Source organism: Pseudomonas sp. NFACC46-3, from assembly GCF_900114515.1.
Lineage (GTDB): Bacteria > Pseudomonadota > Gammaproteobacteria > Pseudomonadales > Pseudomonadaceae > Aquipseudomonas > Aquipseudomonas fluorescens_Q.
This window is the reverse complement of the sequence record NZ_FOTH01000042.1, coordinates 1-18,120: the sequence shown is the minus strand read 5'-3', so window position 1 is coordinate 18,120 and position 18,120 is coordinate 1. Positions and strand designations below refer to the sequence as shown.

Here is an 18,120-nt window from a genome sequence, read left to right as displayed (position 1 = left end):
GCTTTTGCCCTCGGGAAAAGCCCGGAACGCCGTTGGAGATCCCGGCCCATGAAACAGCTGTCCGACGTGAAATTCTCAACCCTCGACCTGGTGCCTGTCCGCGCCGATGGCAATGCTGCCCAGTCCTTGCGCAATTCGCTGGACCTGGCGCAGCACGTGGAAAAATACGGTTATACCCGCTTCTGGGTGGCCGAACACCACAACATGGACGGTATCGCCAGCTCCGCGACGGCGGTGCTGCTGGGTTATCTGGCGGGGGGGACTTCGACCATTCGTGTCGGCTCCGGCGGCGTCATGTTGCCCAATCACGCGCCGTTGATCATCGCCGAACAGTTTGGCACGCTGGAAAGCCTCTACCCGGGTCGAATCGACCTGGGGTTGGGGCGTGCGCCCGGCTCCGACCAGATGACTGCTCGGGCGCTGCGTCGCGAGCGCTCCGGCAGCGCGGACGATTTCCCCGAAGACGTGGCCGAACTGATGCGCTACCTCGGCCCGCGCACCCCGGACCAACGCATCATCGCCATGCCCGGCACCGGGACCAACGTGCCGGTATGGTTGCTGGGGTCGAGCCTGTTCAGTGCGCAACTGGCCGGTGAACGCGGTTTGCCCTACGCGTTCGCCTCCCATTTCGCACTGCGCTACATGCACGAGGCAATTCGCATCTACCGCAACCATTTCAAGCCGTCGGCAGTGCTCGACAAGCCTTATGTAATGCTCGGCGTGCCGCTGGTGGCGGCGGATACGGATGAACAGGCCGATTACCTGGCGACGTCGGTGTATCAGCGGATCCTGGCGCTGATGCGCGGCCAGAGCCTGGTGCAGCGTCCGCCGGTCGAAACCATGAACGGCCTCTGGTTGCCCCATGAGAAAGAAGCGGTTGGCGATTTCTTGGGACTGGCCATGGTCGGCGGTCCGCAGAAGATTCGCGCCAAGCTCGACGTGCTGATCGAGCAAACCCAGGCCGATGAGCTGATTTTCACCAGCGACCTGTACGAGCATGCCGATCGTTTGCACTCATACGAGTTGCTGGCGCAGGTTATGAAAGGCTGAATGACGCGCATAAAAAAGCCGACGCACTGCGTCGGCTTTGACGTTCGAAAAGAATCACTTTTTATAGACGATTTCTTTCGTACTGCCCTCACAGGTGCCTACGACTTTTCCGTCGGTCGTTGCGCCTTTATCGACGATTTCCAGCGAATAACCTGACACGCCCCTGGCATCCAGCTTCGCCGCGATTTCGCTTTTCAGCGCTTCGCAGGGCTTGCCGGCCGCAAACGCACCACCGGCAAGGCTCAGCAAACCCAGGGCTACCATCAATTTTTTCATCGCTCGCACTCCTTGGTCGGATCAAATAGGGCAGGTATGGGAAAAACAGAATGCGCGTACCATAGCGCATCGCCATTCCCTATGGCACTCCGCCAGCGTGCAAGTTCATCGTTCCTCAGCTATTCACAATCCGGAACCCGACTTTGAGGGTGACCTGAAAGTGCGCGGCCCGGCCGTTTTCGATGTGCCCGCGGGTTTCCGTGACTTCGAACCACTCCAAGTGCTTGAGGCTTTTGCTGGCCTCGGCCAGGGCGTTATTGATGGCGTCTTCAATGCTGGTGGGAGACGAGCCGACCAGCTCGACTTTTTTGTAAGTGTGATGATCACTCATGAGGTTCTCCTTGGTTGTTTTTAACAGCCTAGCAGCGATTTTTCGTCATACGTGTGTCGCCGTTTGCGCACTGAAGTTCAGATTTACTGCACTTTCAGAAACGACCGCAGTCCCAATTCACACACGCCACTCAACCACTGCAGGAGAGAGCCACCATGGCCAGCAATTCGTTACGCAAAGCCTCGTTGCAAAGCATGGAAGCGGAGATCGAGAGTCTGCTCAAGTCGTTGGAAAGCCTGAAGGACGATGCTTCGGACGAGTCGCGTAAGACCCTCAAGTCGCTCAAGGCCAATGCCGAGAACGCCCTGAAACATTCTCGCCATCTGCTCAGCGACGCGTATGAAGAGGTCAAGGTGAAAACCCGTGAAACCGGGATCGCCACACGCGACTACGCGCAGGAACACCCATGGACCACAGCGGGTGTCGCGGTCGGTGCGCTTGGTTTGCTGGCTGCTTACTTGCTGTGCAAACGCGGAGACTGAGTCGGTTGGCTCAGCTCATGCCTGAGCCACTGGGCCAATTGCCGAGCACGTCCATCTGCGGCGCGCTTGGGTAGCCACAACGCCAGTCGCGCCGCCGTTTCATCGAAACCCCACGGCGCGACCAGGCGACCGGCGCGCACGTCCTCAGCCACCAGCGGCTCGGGCGCGATCGCCACGCCGAGCCCCGCTACGGCGGCCTCCAGCAAATAATACAGATGCTCGAATCCTTGCCCGAACTTCAATACCCGGGGATCAAGGTGGTTTTGCTGTGCCCAGGTCGGCCAGGCCTGTGGGCGGGAGGTGGTGTGCAGCAACGATTCGTCCAGCAGCGCGCTGGCCGGTGCGGTCTGCAGGCGGGAAAATCCGGCGTAGTGCGGGCTCATCACGGGGCCGATCCGCTCGCTCACCAGTTCATACACCTGCATGTCGGCCGGCCAGGGTGGTTCGGCGAATACCAGCAAGGCGTCCAGTCCCGGTCGCCTGGGGTCCAGGTCGCCCTCGCCGGCGGACAGGTGCAGGCGCAAATCCGGCAGGTCGGCATTGAGCCTGCCCAGGCGGGGAATAAACCAGCGCGCCAGCAAGCTTCCCGAGCAGCCCAGGACGAACGGGGCATCGGCGGTGCTTTGCGTCAGTTCCGCGCACACGCTGCGTAACCGCTCGAACGCGTCAGTGCTGGCATCACGCAGGCGCATGCCGGCATCTGTGAGTTTCAAGCCGCGTCCATCCTTGATGAACAGGCTGACACCCAAATGTTCTTCCAGCACCTTCAGCTGTCGACTTACAGCGCCATGGGTGACGTGCAGCTGTTCGGCCGCCTGGCTTACGCTGTTCAGGCGGGCGGTGGCCTCGAAGGCGCGCAAGGCGTTGAGCGGGGGAAGGTCGTGGCTCATGTGATCTGTGAGATTTTCTGACAGGTTGTGGCGATCTTATCGGTTTTCAGTGACGGATGTCAGGGGTAGAGTGAACCTCATTGTCTTTCAACGCATTTGCTTGGAGCGCCCGATGACCCAGTCCACGACCCCCTTCAACCTGCGCAGTGGCCCCGACGCCAACGGCCTGTTCGGTGCGTTCGGTGGCCGCTATGTGGCCGAAACCCTGATGCCGCTGATCCTTGATCTGGCCCGCGAATATGAAGTGGCGAAGGAAGATCCTGCCTTCATTGAGGAATTGGCCTACTTCCAGCGCGATTACGTCGGTCGTCCAAGTCCGCTCTACTTCGCCGAGCGCCTGACCGAATACTGCGGCGGCGCCAAGATCTATCTCAAGCGTGAAGAGCTGAACCACACCGGCGCGCACAAGATCAACAACTGCATCGGCCAGATCCTGCTGGCGCGGCGCATGGGCAAGAAACGCATCATCGCCGAGACCGGCGCCGGCATGCACGGCGTGGCGACCGCCACCGTGGCCGCGCGTTTTGGCCTCGATTGCGTGATCTACATGGGCACCACCGACATCGAGCGCCAGCAGGCCAACGTGTTCCGCATGAAGCTGCTGGGCGCCGAAGTGATCCCGGTGGTCGCGGGTACCGGTACCCTGAAAGATGCAATGAACGAGGCCCTGCGCGACTGGGTCACCAACGTTGACAGCACGTTCTACCTGATCGGCACCGTGGCAGGCCCGCATCCGTATCCGGCGATGGTGCGTGACTTCCAGGCCGTGATCGGCAAGGAAACCCGCGATCAACTGCAAGCCCAGGAAGGTCGCCTGCCGGACAGCCTGGTGGCGTGCATCGGCGGCGGCTCCAACGCCATGGGCCTGTTCCACCCGTTCCTGGACGACAAGAGTGTCGAGATCATCGGCGTTGAAGCCGCCGGTTATGGCATCGAGACCGGTAAGCACGCGGCGAGCCTGAACGGCGGCGTCCCCGGTGTACTGCACGGCAACCGCACCTTCCTGTTGCAGGACGACGACGGTCAGATCATCGACGCCCATTCGATTTCCGCAGGTCTCGACTACCCCGGTATCGGTCCGGAACACGCCTGGTTGCACGACATTGGCCGCGTCCAGTACACCTCGGTGACCGATGCCGAAGCCCTGGAAGCCTTTCACAAATGCTGCCGACTGGAAGGGATCATTCCTGCATTGGAAAGCGCCCATGCCCTGGCAGAAGTGTTCAAGCGCGCACCCAACCTGCCGAAGGATCACCTGATGGTGGTCAACCTGTCCGGCCGTGGCGACAAAGACATGCAAACCGTGATGCATCACATGGAACAGTCCCAGCAGGAGAAACACTGATGAGCCGCCTGCAAACCCGTTTTGCCGAACTCAAGGAACAAAACCGTGCTGCCCTGGTGACGTTCGTCACGGCTGGCGACCCGGACTACGACACGTCGCTGGCAATCCTCAAGGGCCTGCCAGCAGCCGGTGCCGATGTCATCGAGCTGGGCATGCCGTTCACCGACCCGATGGCCGACGGCCCGGCGATCCAGTTGGCGAATATTCGTGCCTTGGGCGCCCAGCAGAACCTGGCGAAAACCCTGCAGATGGTTCGTGAGTTCCGCAAAGACAACAGCGAGACACCACTGGTGCTGATGGGGTACTTCAACCCGATCCACCGTTATGGCGTGCAGCGTTTCATTGGCGAGGCGCTGGAATCCGGCGTGGATGGCCTGATCGTTGTGGACATGCCGCCCGAGCACAACAGCGAACTGTGCGAACCGGCCCAGGCAGCTGGCTTGGATTTCATCCGTCTGACCACGCCAACCACCGACGACGTGCGTTTGCCGACGGTGCTCAACGGCAGTTCGGGCTTTGTATATTACGTGTCGGTGGCGGGTGTGACTGGCGCCGGTGCCGCGACGTTGGAGCACGTGGAAGAAGCCGTGGCGCGCTTGCGTCGCCACACCGATTTGCCGATCAGCATCGGTTTCGGTATTCGTACGCCGGAGCAGGCTGCGGCTATCGCACGATTGGCTGATGGGGTGGTGGTTGGCTCGGCGCTGATCGACCATATCGCCAATGCCGATACGGCGGAACAGGCGATTGATGGCGTGTTGAGTTTGTGTGCCGCCCTGGCTGATGGTGTGCGCAAGGCACGTGTCAGCTGATTGTCGATTCGGCCCGCAGCACGAAAAAAGGGGTTCAGAGCTTGGTTCTGAACCCCTTTTTGTTATTGCTTCAAGCAGTGCTCGTCAGGGCAATTCCAACCCGCCCCCGGCCTTGTGCAGTTTGCGCAAATGCTCGCCGATCGCTTTCACATTGGCCTCGCTGGCAGCAATTTCAGCGGCGCGACTCGGCTCAAGCAATGCCCGGACTTCCTTGTCCAGGTCGCCTGTCAGCGTTTGAAGTTGTTTCTGACGCAAGCTGCTTTCCGATTCCAAGCGTTGCCACTCGCTGGGTTGTGGCAAGCCGTAGCCGCTGCTGCCCAGCAGTTCGGCCGGACGGCTCAGGAAGCCGCTGTTGGCGAGGATCTGCTGCAGCGTCGCGTTAGCCCTTTCCATTCCGCCGTTTTGCAATTCACGGGCGCCGAGGTAGCGCTGTTTGACTTCATCCTGCGCCAACAACAATTGCCGGCGATAACTGGCTTGTTCCAGCAGCAACAATGCCGCGCTGGTGCGCAGGTCGGCCTGTTCGAACCAGACGCGGCGTTCGGCGGCATCCAGGGCCAGCCAGTCTTCCACCGTTTGCTGCTTGATCGGCAGATACCTCTTCAGCACATCGAACATCGCCTGGTAGCGCTCGCGGAACGAGTCGAAGCGGTAGCCCAGGCGCAAGGCTTCCTTGGGATCATCCAGCACACTGGTATCCGCCAGGCCCCGGCCCTTGAGGACTTCCAACAAGCCGTTGGGCATGATGCTGTCCAGGCCGTTGAGCTGCGCGTTGTTGCTGCCGCTGCGCAGCAGCTTCAAGCTTTCCACTGCGCAGTTATTGGACAGGAAGTAATAGTTGCCGTCGTAGCTCCAATGCATTTCGGCGGCGTGCTCGACCGTCTCCTCGATCTCGGTGCGCGACAGGTTCAGCGGCACCGACGCCAGGCTGCGCAGCTCGGTCTTGGTGTATTCATCGATCACCTGTGCCAACGGCAATACGAACAGGCGCGACGGGTATTTGCCAACCAGCCCGTCCCAACTCGATAGCTGCACATCGCCGACGAAGGCGCGGTACGACAGCACCAGGTGTTGGTCCAGATCCAGTCGGCAGTCCGGGCCACGTGGGCGACCCGGTGCACAGATCACCAGCCGGAGCATGCTGTGGCCCCAGCGGCTCACCCAGTTCTGGTTGGCTTCGGCCAGCAGGTAATCGATGGCATAGACCCGCTCTGGATCAACTTTGCCCAGTGGGGTCTTGGCGAAGTCATTGCCGGCGTTGAGGAACGCGAACGATTGGGCGCAGGTGTCCTTGGCGGCAGGTGCCCAGCCGAAGTGTGCCTGGTAATAGCGATACAGGGCGGGGCGTCGGCAGGCGTAGCTTGGGTCGAGGAGGAAGTACTCCATGTTGACCGCGACGAACTCCTTGGGGCTGCTCGTTTCATAGAGGTCCGGGCTGCGGGCGACCTGGCGGTTGTGCTGTTCCCGCTCACCGCGCCGGCCAACGTATTGTGGCCAGCCGGCGAGGTCCAGCAAGCGAGGATCATCGCTGAGGGTGAAGCGGCGGTCGTTCTGGCCCCGGCATTCATCGGGAAGGCCGATCAAGCCGGCGCTGCTGTTGCGTCGAGTGCAACGCTGGATCAGCGTACGCTCGGCATCTGGCCATAGACGCGAGCGGTCATAAATGTGGGTCAGTTCGTGCAGGACGGTGGCGAGCATTTCCCGGCGCACGGTGCCGTGGGGGCGATGGGTCTTTTGCCTCGCGGCGCTGCCGTCGACAAGGCTGTCGAGCAGGTTGCTGTTGAGGTCCAGTTGCGACACCAGCGAGGCCTGGCCGTAGGCGTTGGCGGGCATCTGGTCGGTCCAGCCGACATCGATGCGTCGGTCCAGTCGCGCGATGAAGCGCGGCGGCAGCGCCTGCATGGCTTCATCGAGCAGCGCCTGGCTGGCCTGCTGTTGCGCCGGGCTCAGGCCTTCGACGTTGAGGTGCAGTTGCAGGCCGGCCTGGGCCAGGCTGCTCGTGAGCAGCAAGACCCCGGCCGCCAGCCAGGCGGCGAACCGCCTCACAATGCGAGGATGGCTTCGGCGAGAACCTGGTCACTGGCGTCGCGGGCTTCCGGCACGCGGGTGCGCAAGGTGTCGAAGGCAGCCTCGAGATGAGCGCCACGAATTTCACCATTGCTGGCGACAAAACTGGCCGCATCGTCGTGGGCTTCGCGGACGATTTTCGAATCACGGATAGAGGTGGTGGTGTCGGAAGTGAAATCGATCGTGCGCTGGGAAGCGCGAACGATGATGTTACTGGTGGCTACCAGGGTATGTGCCTGGGCCACATCGGCCAACACCAGCAGGCCTAGGGCGGCAGCAATCAGCGGGCTACGCATGGAACGACTCCGGAGAAATAAGGATAACTATTGGACGAGAATTGCCTGTGCCAGTTCAAGGTCGCTGACGTGAAGTTTTGGCTGGGTCCGGCGCAGGTAATCCAAGGCCGATTCCAGTTGTGCACCTCGCAGTTGCCCGTCGCTGGCGACGAATGCCGCGGCGTCATCGTGAGCGGCGACGATCAGTTTATGGTCGAAGGGCGCAGAGGTCACCATGCTCGTGGCATAGCCGCTGACCACCACTTGCTGGGTGGACACATCGAAAGCATGGGCCGGAACAGACCAGCAAAAAACTACGAAGAAAGACGCGATGAACAGATCTGAGTAAAAACGCATGGGGCTCGACGGTTGATGGCGAGCCTGAAGGCTAGCGCAAACCAGCGGGCCAGAGCCAGCGTTGAAACATCGGAACACCATTTGGCGCCCGATGTTTCATGTTGCATCAGATCACCAGGATCGCCTGGGCCAGCTGTGCATCGGTGGCGTTGAGCTGTGGTGCCTGCTGGCGGATGTAGTCCAGGGCACTTTCCAGTTTCACACCACGGATGGCGCCTTCGCTGGCCACGAAGCTGGCAGCGTCGTCACGGGCGGCTTGAACGATCTTGTTGTCACGCAGGGATGAGGTTGCATCGGAGGTCACGTCGGAGGTGGCCTTGAGTGCTCCGACGATGGAGTCGGTGGTGACGATGAAGCTGCTGGCGTTGGAGTGGGCGGCTACGGCCAGCAGGGCAACTGCGCTGAGCAGGCGGAGACGGATCATGAGGAAACTCCTTGAAGGATGAGGTGATACCGGTGCGTGTAGCTGGAAGAGGAGACGCATGCTCGACTCGCTTCGCCACGTTCGCATCGATATTAGGACAGAAAGCGTTGGCTGACAGCCCTTTGCGACGGTCATCGGCAGCATGATGCCCGCATTGGGCGCTACGGTTCAAGCTTAACTGTACTGGTATGTTTTTGGATTGTGCAAAACTGTTGTGTCTCTCAGGTCTTCCAAAAAAAAAGGGCCCGGAAACGACAAGACCCGTCGCGGTTTCCCGCGACGGGTCTTGTTTGTTCAATTCGGTGCTGGCGGTGGACCCGGTGGGTCAGGGCCAGCGACGCTGAGTTAGCGCCAGAACGGCTTGCTCAGCTCTTCGTAACGTTGTGCTTCGCTGATTCCGGCGTCAGCCAGCAGGCGCGAATCCAGACGAGCCAGTTGATGGCGGCTGGCGATGCGGCGCTGCCACAACATCAGGTTAGCGATAACGCGAAGAGGCAGGGAAGCCTGGTTTTTTTCAGCTTTGTCTTCGAAAAACAGCTCGGAACTGAGTGTACGTTCCATGGTTGACATCCTTCCGCTTGTGGCGGGATTAGGTAGTGGTTTAACTGGTGCCCATGATCCTCTCGTTTGGCCAGTCTCTCTAGATACAGTTCACCTGTATTGTGAGAGACCAGTTAACTGTTAAAGAGCGGTGTACTGGTCAATATTGAGGCAACTGTACCTGTCTGCACGTTATTGGTGCGTTTTAGGTGATTGTTTGATGTTTTGTGGAAAAAGACTGTAAGAAAACACCGGTACAGCAGTACAGTTTTTGTTGCATCAGGCTCGAGTGAGGGCCTTCAAGCAAAACTGTATTTGCGATAGCGGTGATCCAGCTGTATCAGACGGCCAACATGCGCCCGGTTTCTTCTAGGTTGACGTGCCAACTCAGTGCATCGCGCAGGATATGCGGGGTGTGCCCACCCAGGGCGCACGCTGCTTCGAAATAATCATTCAACGCTTGGCGGTAGGACGGGTGCACACAATTGTCGATGACCACTCGTGCCCGCTCCCTTGGCGCCAGGCCACGCAGGTCGGCCAGGCCGATCTCGGTCACCAGGATGTCGACATCGTGCTCGGTATGGTCCACATGGCTGACCATCGGCACGACACTGGAAATGGCGCCGCCCTTAGCAATCGACTTGGTCACGAAAATCGCCAAGTGGGCGTTGCGGGCGAAATCCCCCGAACCGCCAATGCCGTTCATCATCCGAGTGCCGCAGATGTGGGTGGAGTTGACGTTGCCGTACAGGTCGAACTCCAGCGCGGTGTTGATACCGATGATGCCCAGGCGGCGTACGACCTCGGGATGGTTGGAGATCTCCTGTGGGCGCAGGACCAGTTTGTCCTTGTACCTTTCCAGATTTCCGAATACATCGGCGTTGCGTCGACTCGACAGCGTGATAGAGCTGCCGGAAGCGAAGCTCAGCTTGCCAGCGTCGATCAAGTCAAATGTCGAGTCCTGCAGGACCTCGGAATACATGGTCAGGTCTTCGAACGGGGAATCGATCAGCCCGCACATCACGGCGTTGGCGATGTTGCCAATCCCGGCCTGCAACGGCCCGAGCTTGTTGGTCATGCGCCCGGCCGCAACTTCCTGCTTGAAGAAGTCGATCAGATGATCGGCGATGGCCTGGGTGTCGCTGTCCGGTGACGCGACGGTGGAAGGCGAGTCCCCTTGGTTGGTGATGACAATGGCGGCAATTTTTTCCGGCGGGATCGGGATGGCAGGGCTTCCAATGCGATCGTCGACCTTCACCAGGGGGATGGGGGTGCGGGTCGGGCGATAAGTCGGGATATAGATGTCGTGCAGCCCTTCCAGGTTCGGGTTGTGGGCCATGTTGATCTCGATGATCACTTGCCGGGCGAAGATGGCGAAACTGGCCGAATTACCTACCGATGTGGTCGGTACGATATGCCCTTGCTCGGTGATGGCCACCGCTTCGATCACGGCAATGTCGGGCAGCTTGAGCTGGCCGTTGCGCAGTTGTTCAACGGTTTCCGAGAGATGCTGGTCGATGAACATCACCTCGCCTGCGTTGATCGCTTTGCGCAACGTGCTGTCGACCTGGAATGGCATGCGCCGCGCCAGCACGCCGGCCTCGGTGAGTTCCTTGTCGAGGTCGTTACCCAGGCTCGCGCCCGTCATCAGGCTGATTTTCAGCGGAGTGACCTTGGCGCGCTCAGCCAGGGCGTGGGGCACTGCTTTCGCTTCTCCGGCGCGGGTAAAGCCGCTCATGCCGACGGTCATGCCGTCCTGAATCAACAAGGCTGCTTCGGCAGCACTCATCACTTTATTCAATAACGAAGGCAAGCGGATGCGATCACGGTACATAGGTTGTTATCTCGGGCTGGAAAGCAAGATGCGCAGTCTAGTGAATTCGCGCGGTGCCCGACCCGCTACAAAGGTCGCATTTAAGGCCTCTATTACGGGCGTTTCAGGCAAAACATTATTACCGGATCGGTAACGTTCGGCCTTGATACAAATCAAAACGCCCCGACGAGTCGGGGCGTTGATGGCGAAGCCGTGAGCGTTATTCCACTGCTTTGACCATGTCTTCGATGACTTTCTTGGCGTCACCGAACACCATCATGGTCTTGTCGAGATAGAACAGTTCGTTGTCCAGGCCCGCATAGCCGCTGGCCATCGAGCGCTTGTTGACAATGATGGTCTTGGCCTTGAAGGCTTCGAGGATCGGCATGCCGGCAATCGGCGATTTCGGATCGTTCTTCGCCGCCGGGTTGACCACATCGTTGGCGCCAAGCACCAGCACCACGTCGGCCTGGCCGAACTCGGAGTTGATGTCTTCCATCTCGAACACCTGGTCGTAAGGCACTTCGGCCTCGGCCAGCAAGACGTTCATGTGCCCGGGCATGCGACCAGCCACCGGGTGGATCGCGTATTTGACAGTTACGCCGTGGTGCGTCAGCTTCTCGGTCAGTTCTTTCAACGCGTGCTGCGCCCGGGCCACTGCCAGGCCGTAGCCCGGGACGATGATCACCGTGTCGGCGTTGGTCAGCAGGAAGGTCGCGTCGTCAGCCGAGCCGGATTTCACTGGGCGGGCTTCTTTGGAGCCTGCCGGGCCAGCAGCATCTGCGGTGTTGCCGAAACCGCCGAGCAACACATTGAAGAACGAACGGTTCATCGCCTTGCACATGATGTACGACAGGATCGCACCGCTCGAACCCACCAGCGAACCGGCGATGATCAGCATCGAGTTGTTCAGCGAGAAGCCAATGCCCGCTGCGGCCCAACCGGAATAACTGTTGAGCATCGAGACCACCACCGGCATGTCCGCACCGCCGATCGGGATGATGATCAGCACGCCCAGAACAAACGCCAGGGCCAGCATCAAGGCGAACGCGCCGAGGTTGCCGGTGAACATGAACATCAGGCCCAGGCCCAGCGTCGCCAGGCCCAGGATCAGGTTGAGCTTGTGCTGGCCACCAAACTGTACCGGTGCGCCCTGGAACAGGCGGAACTTGTACTTGCCCGAGAGCTTGCCGAACGCGATCACCGAACCGGAGAAGGTGATTGCACCAATGGCTGCGCCGAGGAACAGCTCCAGACGGTTACCGGCGGGGATCGAATCACCCAGCTGCTTGACGATACCCAGGGACTGCGGCTCGACGACGGCGGCGATGGCAATGAACACCGCCGCCAGGCCGATCATGCTGTGCATGAACGCCACCAGCTCCGGCATCTTGGTCATCTCGACGCGCTTGGCCATGATCGAGCCCGCGGTGCCGCCGATCAGCAGGCCGACGATGACGTAGCCGATGCCGGCAGTCGCCAGCTCAGCACCGAGCTTATAGATAAGGCCCACAGTGGTGAGCACCGCCAGCGCCATGCCGAGCATGCCGAACAGGTTGCCACGGCGAGAGGTGGTGGGGTGGGACAGGCCTTTGAGGGCCTGGATGAAGCAGATTGACGCGATCAGGTAGAGCGTCGTTACCAGGTTCATGCTCATTACTTGGGCGCCTCTTCTTTTACGGCTTTCGGGGCTTTTTTCTTGAACATCTCGAGCATGCGGCGCGTCACGAGGAAGCCACCGAAGACGTTCACCGCGGCCAGGGCCACGGCGAGGGTGCCCATGGTCTTGCCCAGAGGCGTTACGGTCAGTGCGGCAGCGAGCATGGCGCCGACGATCACGATCGCCGAAATGGCGTTGGTCACCGCCATCAACGGCGTGTGCAGTGCAGGTGTCACGTTCCAGACCACGTGGTAACCGACATAAATCGCCAGCACAAAGATGATCAGGTTGTAGATACCGGGGGAGATAAGCTCTTCCATTGTCTGAATCCCTGCTTAGGCGTTTTTACGGATGACTTGGCCGTCGCGGCACATCAGGCACGCGGCAACAATGTCGTCTTCCAGGTTCACGTCGAACTGACCTTCCTTGGTGAAGACCAGCTTCAGGAAGTCCAGCAGGTTACGGGCGTACAGCGCCGAAGCGTCGGCCGCGACTTCACCGGCCAGGTTGGTCGGGCCGCAAATGGTCACGCCATTCTCGATCACGACCTGGTCGGCCACGGTCAGCGGGCAGTTACCGCCCTGGGCTGCCGCGAGGTCGATGACCACCGAGCCAGGTTTCATCTGCGCGACGGTTTCGGCACTCAGCAGCGTCGGTGCCTTGCGGCCCGGAATCAGTGCGGTGGTGATGACGATATCCGCCTGCTTGGCGCGCTCGTGCACCGCTTGGGCCTGGCGCTGCATCCAACTGGCCGGCATGGGCCGGGCGTAACCACCGACGCCGACGGCGCATTCACGCTCTTCGTCGGTTTCGTAAGGCACATCGACGAATTTGGCGCCGAGGGATTCGATTTGTTCCTTGACCGCCGGACGCACATCCGAAGCCTCGATCACTGCGCCCAGGCGCTTGGCGGTGGCAATCGCCTGCAACCCCGCCACGCCCGCGCCGAGAATCAGCACGCGCGCCGCTTTCACGGTGCCCGCTGCCGTCATCAGCATCGGCATGAAGCGCGGATAGTGATGAGCGGCGAGCAGCACGGCCTTGTAGCCAGCAATGTTCGCTTGAGACGACAGCACATCCAGGCTTTGGGCACGGGAGGTACGTGGCGCGGCCTCAAGGGCGAAAGCGGTAATACCGCGTTCGGCCAGCTTGGCGATGGTTTCGTTGTTGAACGGATTGAGCATGCCCACCAGAACGGTGCCGCTCTTGATCAGCGTCAGTTCGCTGTCGCTGGGGGCCACCACCTTGAGGATCAGTTCGGCCCCGAATGCATCACTGGCGCTGCCAATGGTTGCGCCCGCCGCCTCATAGGCACTGTCAATTACGCTGGCCTTGATACCGGCGCCGCTTTGGACAGTGACTTTATGGCCTTGGCCGATCAACTTCTTGATGGTTTCCGGGGTAGCAGCAACCCGTGTTTCACCCGTTTGGGTTTCGAGGGGAACACCAATGTGCACGTCAAATCTCCTGCGTGATCTTATTGAGTAAACCCAGGCACTTCGGATGGTGCGGCTGGGGCGGCCGATCAGCACGATCCCGCCAAACCAGGCGGGGCGCGGCATTTTGCAGGCGAAAATTCAGCCCTTCAAGGGATTATGACGGGTGACGGAAAATTAACTACAAGTCACCCTGTGACCGAATGTCGCAATTATCGAACGGCAGCCCTTGTGGGCCGTGCTTTCCAAGGATTCAGGTCCAAATTGACAATTTTTCCCATCGGCCAGATGAATAAGCGCTGATGCATTGCGCGATATGGCTCCAGGCCATGTATTTAGACGCTTTGGAGACTACTGCACGGGTTCGGTAACAGATTGACTGAATGCGACATAAACTTATATCTGTAGCGACCTCTGTTAGTTTACTACCTAAGTCTGTTTTTGTTTTTTTATTAATAATCAATAAGATAGCAGTTAGCTTGGTTCACGAGCCAGTCACGAAAAGCCCGAAGGGAGGCGGATTCGACCTTTCGCTCCGGAATCATCAGGTAATAGGCCTTGATGCTCGACAGCGCGTTACGGTTGGCCACGACCAGTCGTTTCTCTGCCAGTTCGCGTTGAATCAAAAAGGGCGGAATCAGCGCGATACCCATGTCGTGCATAGCCGCTTGGGCGAGCATGGAGAATAGTTCATAACGCGGCCCTGTCAGGTCTCGCGCAATATTCAGGTTCTGGGCGTTGAACCACTGGCGCCACGCATACGGGCGAGTCGTCTGCTGGAGCAAGGGCAATTCGGCGATGGCCTCTGGTGTCAGGCTCGTCCGGCCTCCCAGTAAGGTAGGGCTGCATACCGGCATCGGATTTTCGCCCATCAGCTTGTGGGATTCGGTGCCGGACCAGTCCGCATCACCAAAATAGATAGCGGCGTCAAACTCTGTGTCCGCAAAGAGAAAGGGCCGTGTGCGGTTGGTCAGGTTGACGGTGACTTCCGGATGCTGCTGCTGGAAATCCTTGAGGCGTGGTAGCAGCCATTGAGTGCCGAAAGTTGGCACCACGGCCAGTTCGATCACGTTCGCACCGGTATGCCCCATCACCGAAAGAGCGTCGCGCTCGACGGCATCCAGTTGGGTGGCAACTCGACGGCTGTAGGAAAGGCCGGCTTCGGTCAGTTTGACGCCTCGACGTGAGCGTCGGAAAAGCTCCACGCTGAGGAAGTCTTCCAGGCTGGCGATTTGTCGGCAGATAGCGCCTTGGGTAAGAGAAAGCTCGTGCGCCGCCTTGGTGAAGCTCTCATGACGTGCGGCAGCCTCGAAACTGATCAGGGCGGTGGTGCTGGGGATTTTACGGCGCATGTACACAAGCCTCACTCAATATCGACATAAACGGGGTTTATGGCGTTTACGGAGTGAGAAATTAGCACAAGATAGTGCGCAATCCTCGTTTGCCCTTGTAGGAAAGCGCGCCTAGGATCAATCCACGATTTTCATCTAATTGGCGAGGACTCTTTCATGGCCGGTAAAGCGAGCTTCAACTGGATCGATCCATTGTTGCTGGATCAGCAGCTCACCGAAGAAGAACGCATGATCCGCGACACTGCCGAGCAGTTCGCCCAGCAAAAGCTCGCGCCGCGGGTGCTGGAAGCGTTCCGCCATGAGAAGACCGACCCGGCGATCTTCCGCGAGATGGGTGAAGTGGGCCTGCTGGGGGCAACCATTCCTGAACAGTACGGCGGCAGTGGGCTGAACTACGTCAGCTATGGCCTGATCGCTCGCGAAGTCGAGCGCGTCGATTCCGGTTATCGCTCAATGATGAGCGTGCAGTCTTCGCTGGTCATGGTGCCGATCAATGAATTCGGTACCGAAGCGCAAAAACAGAAGTATCTGCCAAAGCTGGCGTCTGGTGAATGGATCGGTTGCTTTGGTCTGACCGAGCCGAACCATGGTTCCGACCCGGGTGCGATGATTACTCGTGCGCGCAAAGTGGAAGGCGGCTACAGCCTGACGGGTAGCAAAATGTGGATCACCAACAGTCCGATCGCCGATGTGTTTGTCGTCTGGGGTAAGGATGACGCTGGCGATATCCGCGGCTTCGTTCTCGAAAAGGGCTGGAAGGGTCTAAGTGCACCGGCTATTCATGGCAAGGTCGGCCTGCGCGCCTCCATCACTGGCGAAATCGTCATGGACAACGTATTCGTTCCGGAAGAGAACATTTTTCCCGATGTCCGCGGCCTGAAGGGCCCGTTTACCTGCCTGAACTCGGCGCGTTATGGCATCTCCTGGGGGGCTTTGGGGGCAGCTGAGTTCTGCTGGCATACCGCTCGCCAGTACACGCTGGACCGACAGCAGTTTGGGCGTCCTCTGGCTGCCAATCAGTTGATCCAGAAGAAACTGGCCGACATGCAGACCGAAATCACCCTGGCCTTGCAGGGATGCTTGCGCCTGGGGCGTATGAAAGATGAAGGCACGGCGGCGGTCGAGATCACCTCGATCATGAAGCGCAACTCCTGCGGCAAGTCCCTGGATATCGCTCGCATGGCGAGGGACATGCTGGGTGGCAACGGTATTTCCGATGAGTTCGGCATTGCTCGTCATCTCGTGAACCTGGAAGTCGTAAACACCTATGAAGGTACCCACGACGTTCATGCGCTGATCCTGGGGCGTGCGCAAACCGGTATCCAGGCGTTCTATTAATAGGAGAACGGTCATGGGCGCGCTTTCACATCTGCGGGTATTGGATTTATCGAGAGTCCTGGCCGGGCCGTGGGCCGGACAGATCCTGGCGGACCTGGGGGCTGATGTCATCAAGGTCGAGCGTCCCGGCAATGGTGACGATACGCGCGCCTGGGGGCCGCCCTTCCTTAAGGATGCCCGAGGCGAGAACACGACCGAGGCTGCTTATTATCTGTCGGCCAATCGCAACAAACAGTCGGTGACCATCGATTTCACGCGTCCAGAAGGGCAGCGGCTGGTGCGAGAGCTGGCGGCTAAGTCCGATATCCTGATCGAAAACTTCAAAGTTGGCGGGCTGGCGGCTTATGGTCTGGACTACGAGTCGCTAAAGGCGATCAATCCGCAATTGATCTATTGCTCGATCACTGGGTTTGGCCAGACGGGCCCTTATGCCAAGCGTGCCGGGTATGACTTCATGATTCAGGGGTTGGGGGGCTTGATGAGCCTGACCGGCCGCCCAGAGGGCGATGAGGGGGCGGGGCCGGTGAAGGTGGGAGTCGCGCTGACGGATATCCTCACGGGGCTGTATTCGACTGCTGCTATTTTGGCGGCGCTGGCTCATCGGGATCATGCCGGCGGCGGCCAGCACATCGATATGGCCTTGCTGGATGTCCAAGTGGCTTGCCTGGCCAATCAGGCGATGAATTACCTGACCACAGGTCATGCGCCGAAGCGGTTGGGCAATGCTCATCCGAACATCGTGCCTTATCAGGATTTTCCTACGGCCGATGGCGATTTCATCCTTACGGTGGGTAACGACGGCCAGTTCCGAAAATTCGCTGAGGTTGCAGGTCAGCCGCAGTGGGCCGACGATCCGCGTTTTGCCACAAACAAGCTGCGGGTGGCGAATCGGGCGGTGTTGATTCCGTTGATTCGCCAGGCGACGGTGTTCAAGACTACCGCCGAGTGGGTGGCTCAGTTGGAGCAGGCGGGTGTGCCGTGTGGGCCAATCAACGATCTGGCCCAGGTGTTTGCCGATCCTCAGGTGCAGGCGCGTGGATTGGCGATGGAATTGCCTCACGTATTGGCTGGGAGCGTGCCGCAGGTGGCCAGTCCGATTCGACTCTCCGAGACGCCGGTGGAATATCGCAATGCGCCCCCTTTATTAGGGGAGCATACGCTGGAGGTCTTGCAGCGAGTGTTGGGGTTGGACGAAGTCGCGGTGACGGCGTTCAGAGAGGCGGGGGTTCTATGAGTCTTCTCTTCTATATAGAAGACGATTCATAAGGGCGAAAGCAGTGGGTTTGCCAGTGTTGCGCAACTTATTGATAGAAAAGCGAAATTAAGGGTTGACGGCAGATTCTGGAAGTCTATAATTCGCCCCACTTCCGGCGCAGTCGAAACGGAAAACTTTTTGAGATTCAATGAGTTAAGTAGGTTTCGAAGGTGCGGGGCTTCAGTTCATCGAAGCCCGGAAGGAGCAGGTGGAGCGGTGTTGTTTGGCTCTATCGGCGGTTCGATCTTCTCGGTCGAAAGCGGTGAAAAAGAGGTGTTGACAGCAGCGAGTAACGCTGTAGAATTCGCCTCCCGCTAACGAGAGATCGGAAGCGCAAGTGGTTGAAGTTGTTGATGTTTCCGAAGCGAAACTTTGAAAACTTCTGAAAATAACCGCTTGACAGATACACGGGGCGCT

At 59.4% G+C, this 18,120-nt stretch carries 19 protein-coding genes; 6 read left to right on the top strand and 13 right to left on the bottom strand.

Annotated elements, in window-relative coordinates; translation table 11 throughout:
* Positions 1-48: 48 nt before the first annotated feature.
* Positions 49-1,050: an LLM class flavin-dependent oxidoreductase gene (locus BM300_RS26855; protein WP_092464480.1), complete on the top strand. Its 1,002-nt coding sequence runs from the start codon at positions 49-51 to the stop codon at positions 1,048-1,050.
* 54 nt (positions 1,051-1,104) lie between these two features.
* Here BM300_RS26855 and BM300_RS26850 read toward each other — a convergent pair whose 3' ends face one another.
* Positions 1,105-1,326, bottom strand: coding sequence for a DUF1161 domain-containing protein (locus BM300_RS26850; protein ID WP_092464478.1), 222 nt, complete (start codon positions 1,324-1,326; stop codon positions 1,105-1,107).
* A gap of 115 nt (positions 1,327-1,441) precedes the next feature.
* Positions 1,442-1,657 carry a dodecin gene (locus BM300_RS26845; protein ID WP_003196424.1) on the bottom strand — a complete coding sequence of 72 codons (216 nt, stop codon included), beginning with the start codon at positions 1,655-1,657 and terminating at the stop codon, positions 1,442-1,444.
* A 155-nt stretch (positions 1,658-1,812) separates the two neighbouring features.
* Here BM300_RS26845 and BM300_RS26840 point away from each other — a divergent pair, with 155 nt between their 5' ends.
* The gene (locus BM300_RS26840; protein ID WP_003196426.1) at positions 1,813-2,139 is read left to right on the top strand and encodes an ElaB/YgaM/YqjD family protein; all 327 of its coding nucleotides are present in this window, start codon (positions 1,813-1,815) and stop codon (positions 2,137-2,139) included.
* On the opposite strand, the gene BM300_RS26835 is transcribed toward BM300_RS26840, so the two are convergent.
* Positions 2,112-3,029, bottom strand: a complete 918-nt coding sequence (locus BM300_RS26835; RefSeq protein WP_092464476.1) for a LysR family transcriptional regulator — start codon at positions 3,027-3,029, stop codon at positions 2,112-2,114. The genes BM300_RS26840 and BM300_RS26835 overlap by 28 nt on opposite strands.
* Positions 3,030-3,141: 112 nt before the next feature.
* Between BM300_RS26835 and trpB the strand changes: the two genes are divergently transcribed.
* Together trpB and trpA are read left to right on the top strand one after the other, a co-directional pair.
* A complete protein-coding gene (gene trpB / locus BM300_RS26830; RefSeq protein WP_092150691.1) occupies positions 3,142-4,374 on the top strand; it encodes a tryptophan synthase subunit beta in 1,233 nt (410 codons plus the stop codon).
* The gene (gene trpA / locus BM300_RS26825) at positions 4,374-5,186 is read left to right on the top strand and encodes a tryptophan synthase subunit alpha (RefSeq protein ID WP_063323533.1); all 813 of its coding nucleotides are present in this window, start codon (positions 4,374-4,376) and stop codon (positions 5,184-5,186) included. The genes trpB and trpA overlap by 1 nt, the downstream gene beginning before the upstream one ends.
* Before the next feature lie 84 nt (positions 5,187-5,270).
* On the opposite strand, the gene BM300_RS26820 is transcribed toward trpA, so the two are convergent.
* The 10 genes from BM300_RS26820 to BM300_RS26775 all read right to left on the bottom strand — a co-directional run bounded on the left by BM300_RS26820 (position 5,271) and on the right by BM300_RS26775 (position 15,110).
* Positions 5,271-7,232 carry a DUF7844 domain-containing protein gene (locus tag BM300_RS26820; RefSeq protein WP_092347692.1) on the bottom strand — a complete coding sequence of 654 codons (1,962 nt, stop codon included), beginning with the start codon at positions 7,230-7,232 and terminating at the stop codon, positions 5,271-5,273.
* Positions 7,229-7,549 carry a DUF2388 domain-containing protein gene (locus BM300_RS26815; protein ID WP_003187020.1) on the bottom strand — a complete coding sequence of 107 codons (321 nt, stop codon included), beginning with the start codon at positions 7,547-7,549 and terminating at the stop codon, positions 7,229-7,231. Before BM300_RS26815 ends, BM300_RS26820 begins: the two co-directional genes overlap by 4 nt.
* A gap of 27 nt (positions 7,550-7,576) precedes the next feature.
* The gene (locus tag BM300_RS26810) at positions 7,577-7,885 is read right to left on the bottom strand and encodes a DUF2388 domain-containing protein (protein ID WP_063323531.1); all 309 of its coding nucleotides are present in this window, start codon (positions 7,883-7,885) and stop codon (positions 7,577-7,579) included.
* A 106-nt stretch (positions 7,886-7,991) separates the two neighbouring features.
* On the bottom strand, positions 7,992-8,309 hold the full coding sequence (locus BM300_RS26805) for a DUF2388 domain-containing protein (protein WP_003196441.1): 318 nt from the start codon (positions 8,307-8,309) through the stop codon (positions 7,992-7,994).
* Positions 8,310-8,654: 345 nt separating this feature from the next.
* Positions 8,655-8,870, bottom strand: a complete 216-nt coding sequence (locus BM300_RS26800) for a DUF1127 domain-containing protein (protein WP_003187014.1) — start codon at positions 8,868-8,870, stop codon at positions 8,655-8,657.
* A gap of 319 nt (positions 8,871-9,189) precedes the next feature.
* On the bottom strand, positions 9,190-10,683 hold the full coding sequence (locus BM300_RS26795; protein ID WP_003196443.1) for an acetyl-CoA hydrolase/transferase family protein: 1,494 nt from the start codon (positions 10,681-10,683) through the stop codon (positions 9,190-9,192).
* Between the two features lie 199 nt (positions 10,684-10,882).
* A complete protein-coding gene (locus BM300_RS26790; RefSeq protein WP_063323529.1) occupies positions 10,883-12,319 on the bottom strand; it encodes an NAD(P)(+) transhydrogenase (Re/Si-specific) subunit beta in 1,437 nt (478 codons plus the stop codon).
* The gene (locus BM300_RS26785) at positions 12,319-12,642 is read right to left on the bottom strand and encodes an NAD(P) transhydrogenase subunit alpha part 2 (RefSeq protein ID WP_003187010.1); all 324 of its coding nucleotides are present in this window, start codon (positions 12,640-12,642) and stop codon (positions 12,319-12,321) included. The genes BM300_RS26790 and BM300_RS26785 overlap by 1 nt, the downstream gene beginning before the upstream one ends.
* Before the next feature lie 15 nt (positions 12,643-12,657).
* Entirely contained in the window at positions 12,658-13,779 is a 1,122-nt protein-coding gene (locus BM300_RS26780; protein WP_047230082.1) for a Re/Si-specific NAD(P)(+) transhydrogenase subunit alpha, read from the bottom strand.
* Between the two features lie 431 nt (positions 13,780-14,210).
* Positions 14,211-15,110, bottom strand: coding sequence for a LysR family transcriptional regulator (locus BM300_RS26775; RefSeq protein ID WP_092464487.1), 900 nt, complete (start codon positions 15,108-15,110; stop codon positions 14,211-14,213).
* Positions 15,111-15,266: 156 nt separating this feature from the next.
* Between BM300_RS26775 and BM300_RS26770 the strand changes: the two genes are divergently transcribed.
* Both BM300_RS26770 and BM300_RS26765 read left to right on the top strand, forming a co-directional pair.
* Positions 15,267-16,448, top strand: a complete 1,182-nt coding sequence (locus BM300_RS26770) for an acyl-CoA dehydrogenase (RefSeq protein WP_014335919.1) — start codon at positions 15,267-15,269, stop codon at positions 16,446-16,448.
* A gap of 13 nt (positions 16,449-16,461) precedes the next feature.
* On the top strand, positions 16,462-17,682 hold the full coding sequence (locus BM300_RS26765; protein ID WP_092150697.1) for a CaiB/BaiF CoA transferase family protein: 1,221 nt from the start codon (positions 16,462-16,464) through the stop codon (positions 17,680-17,682).
* The last annotated feature ends 438 nt before the right edge of the window (positions 17,683-18,120 follow it).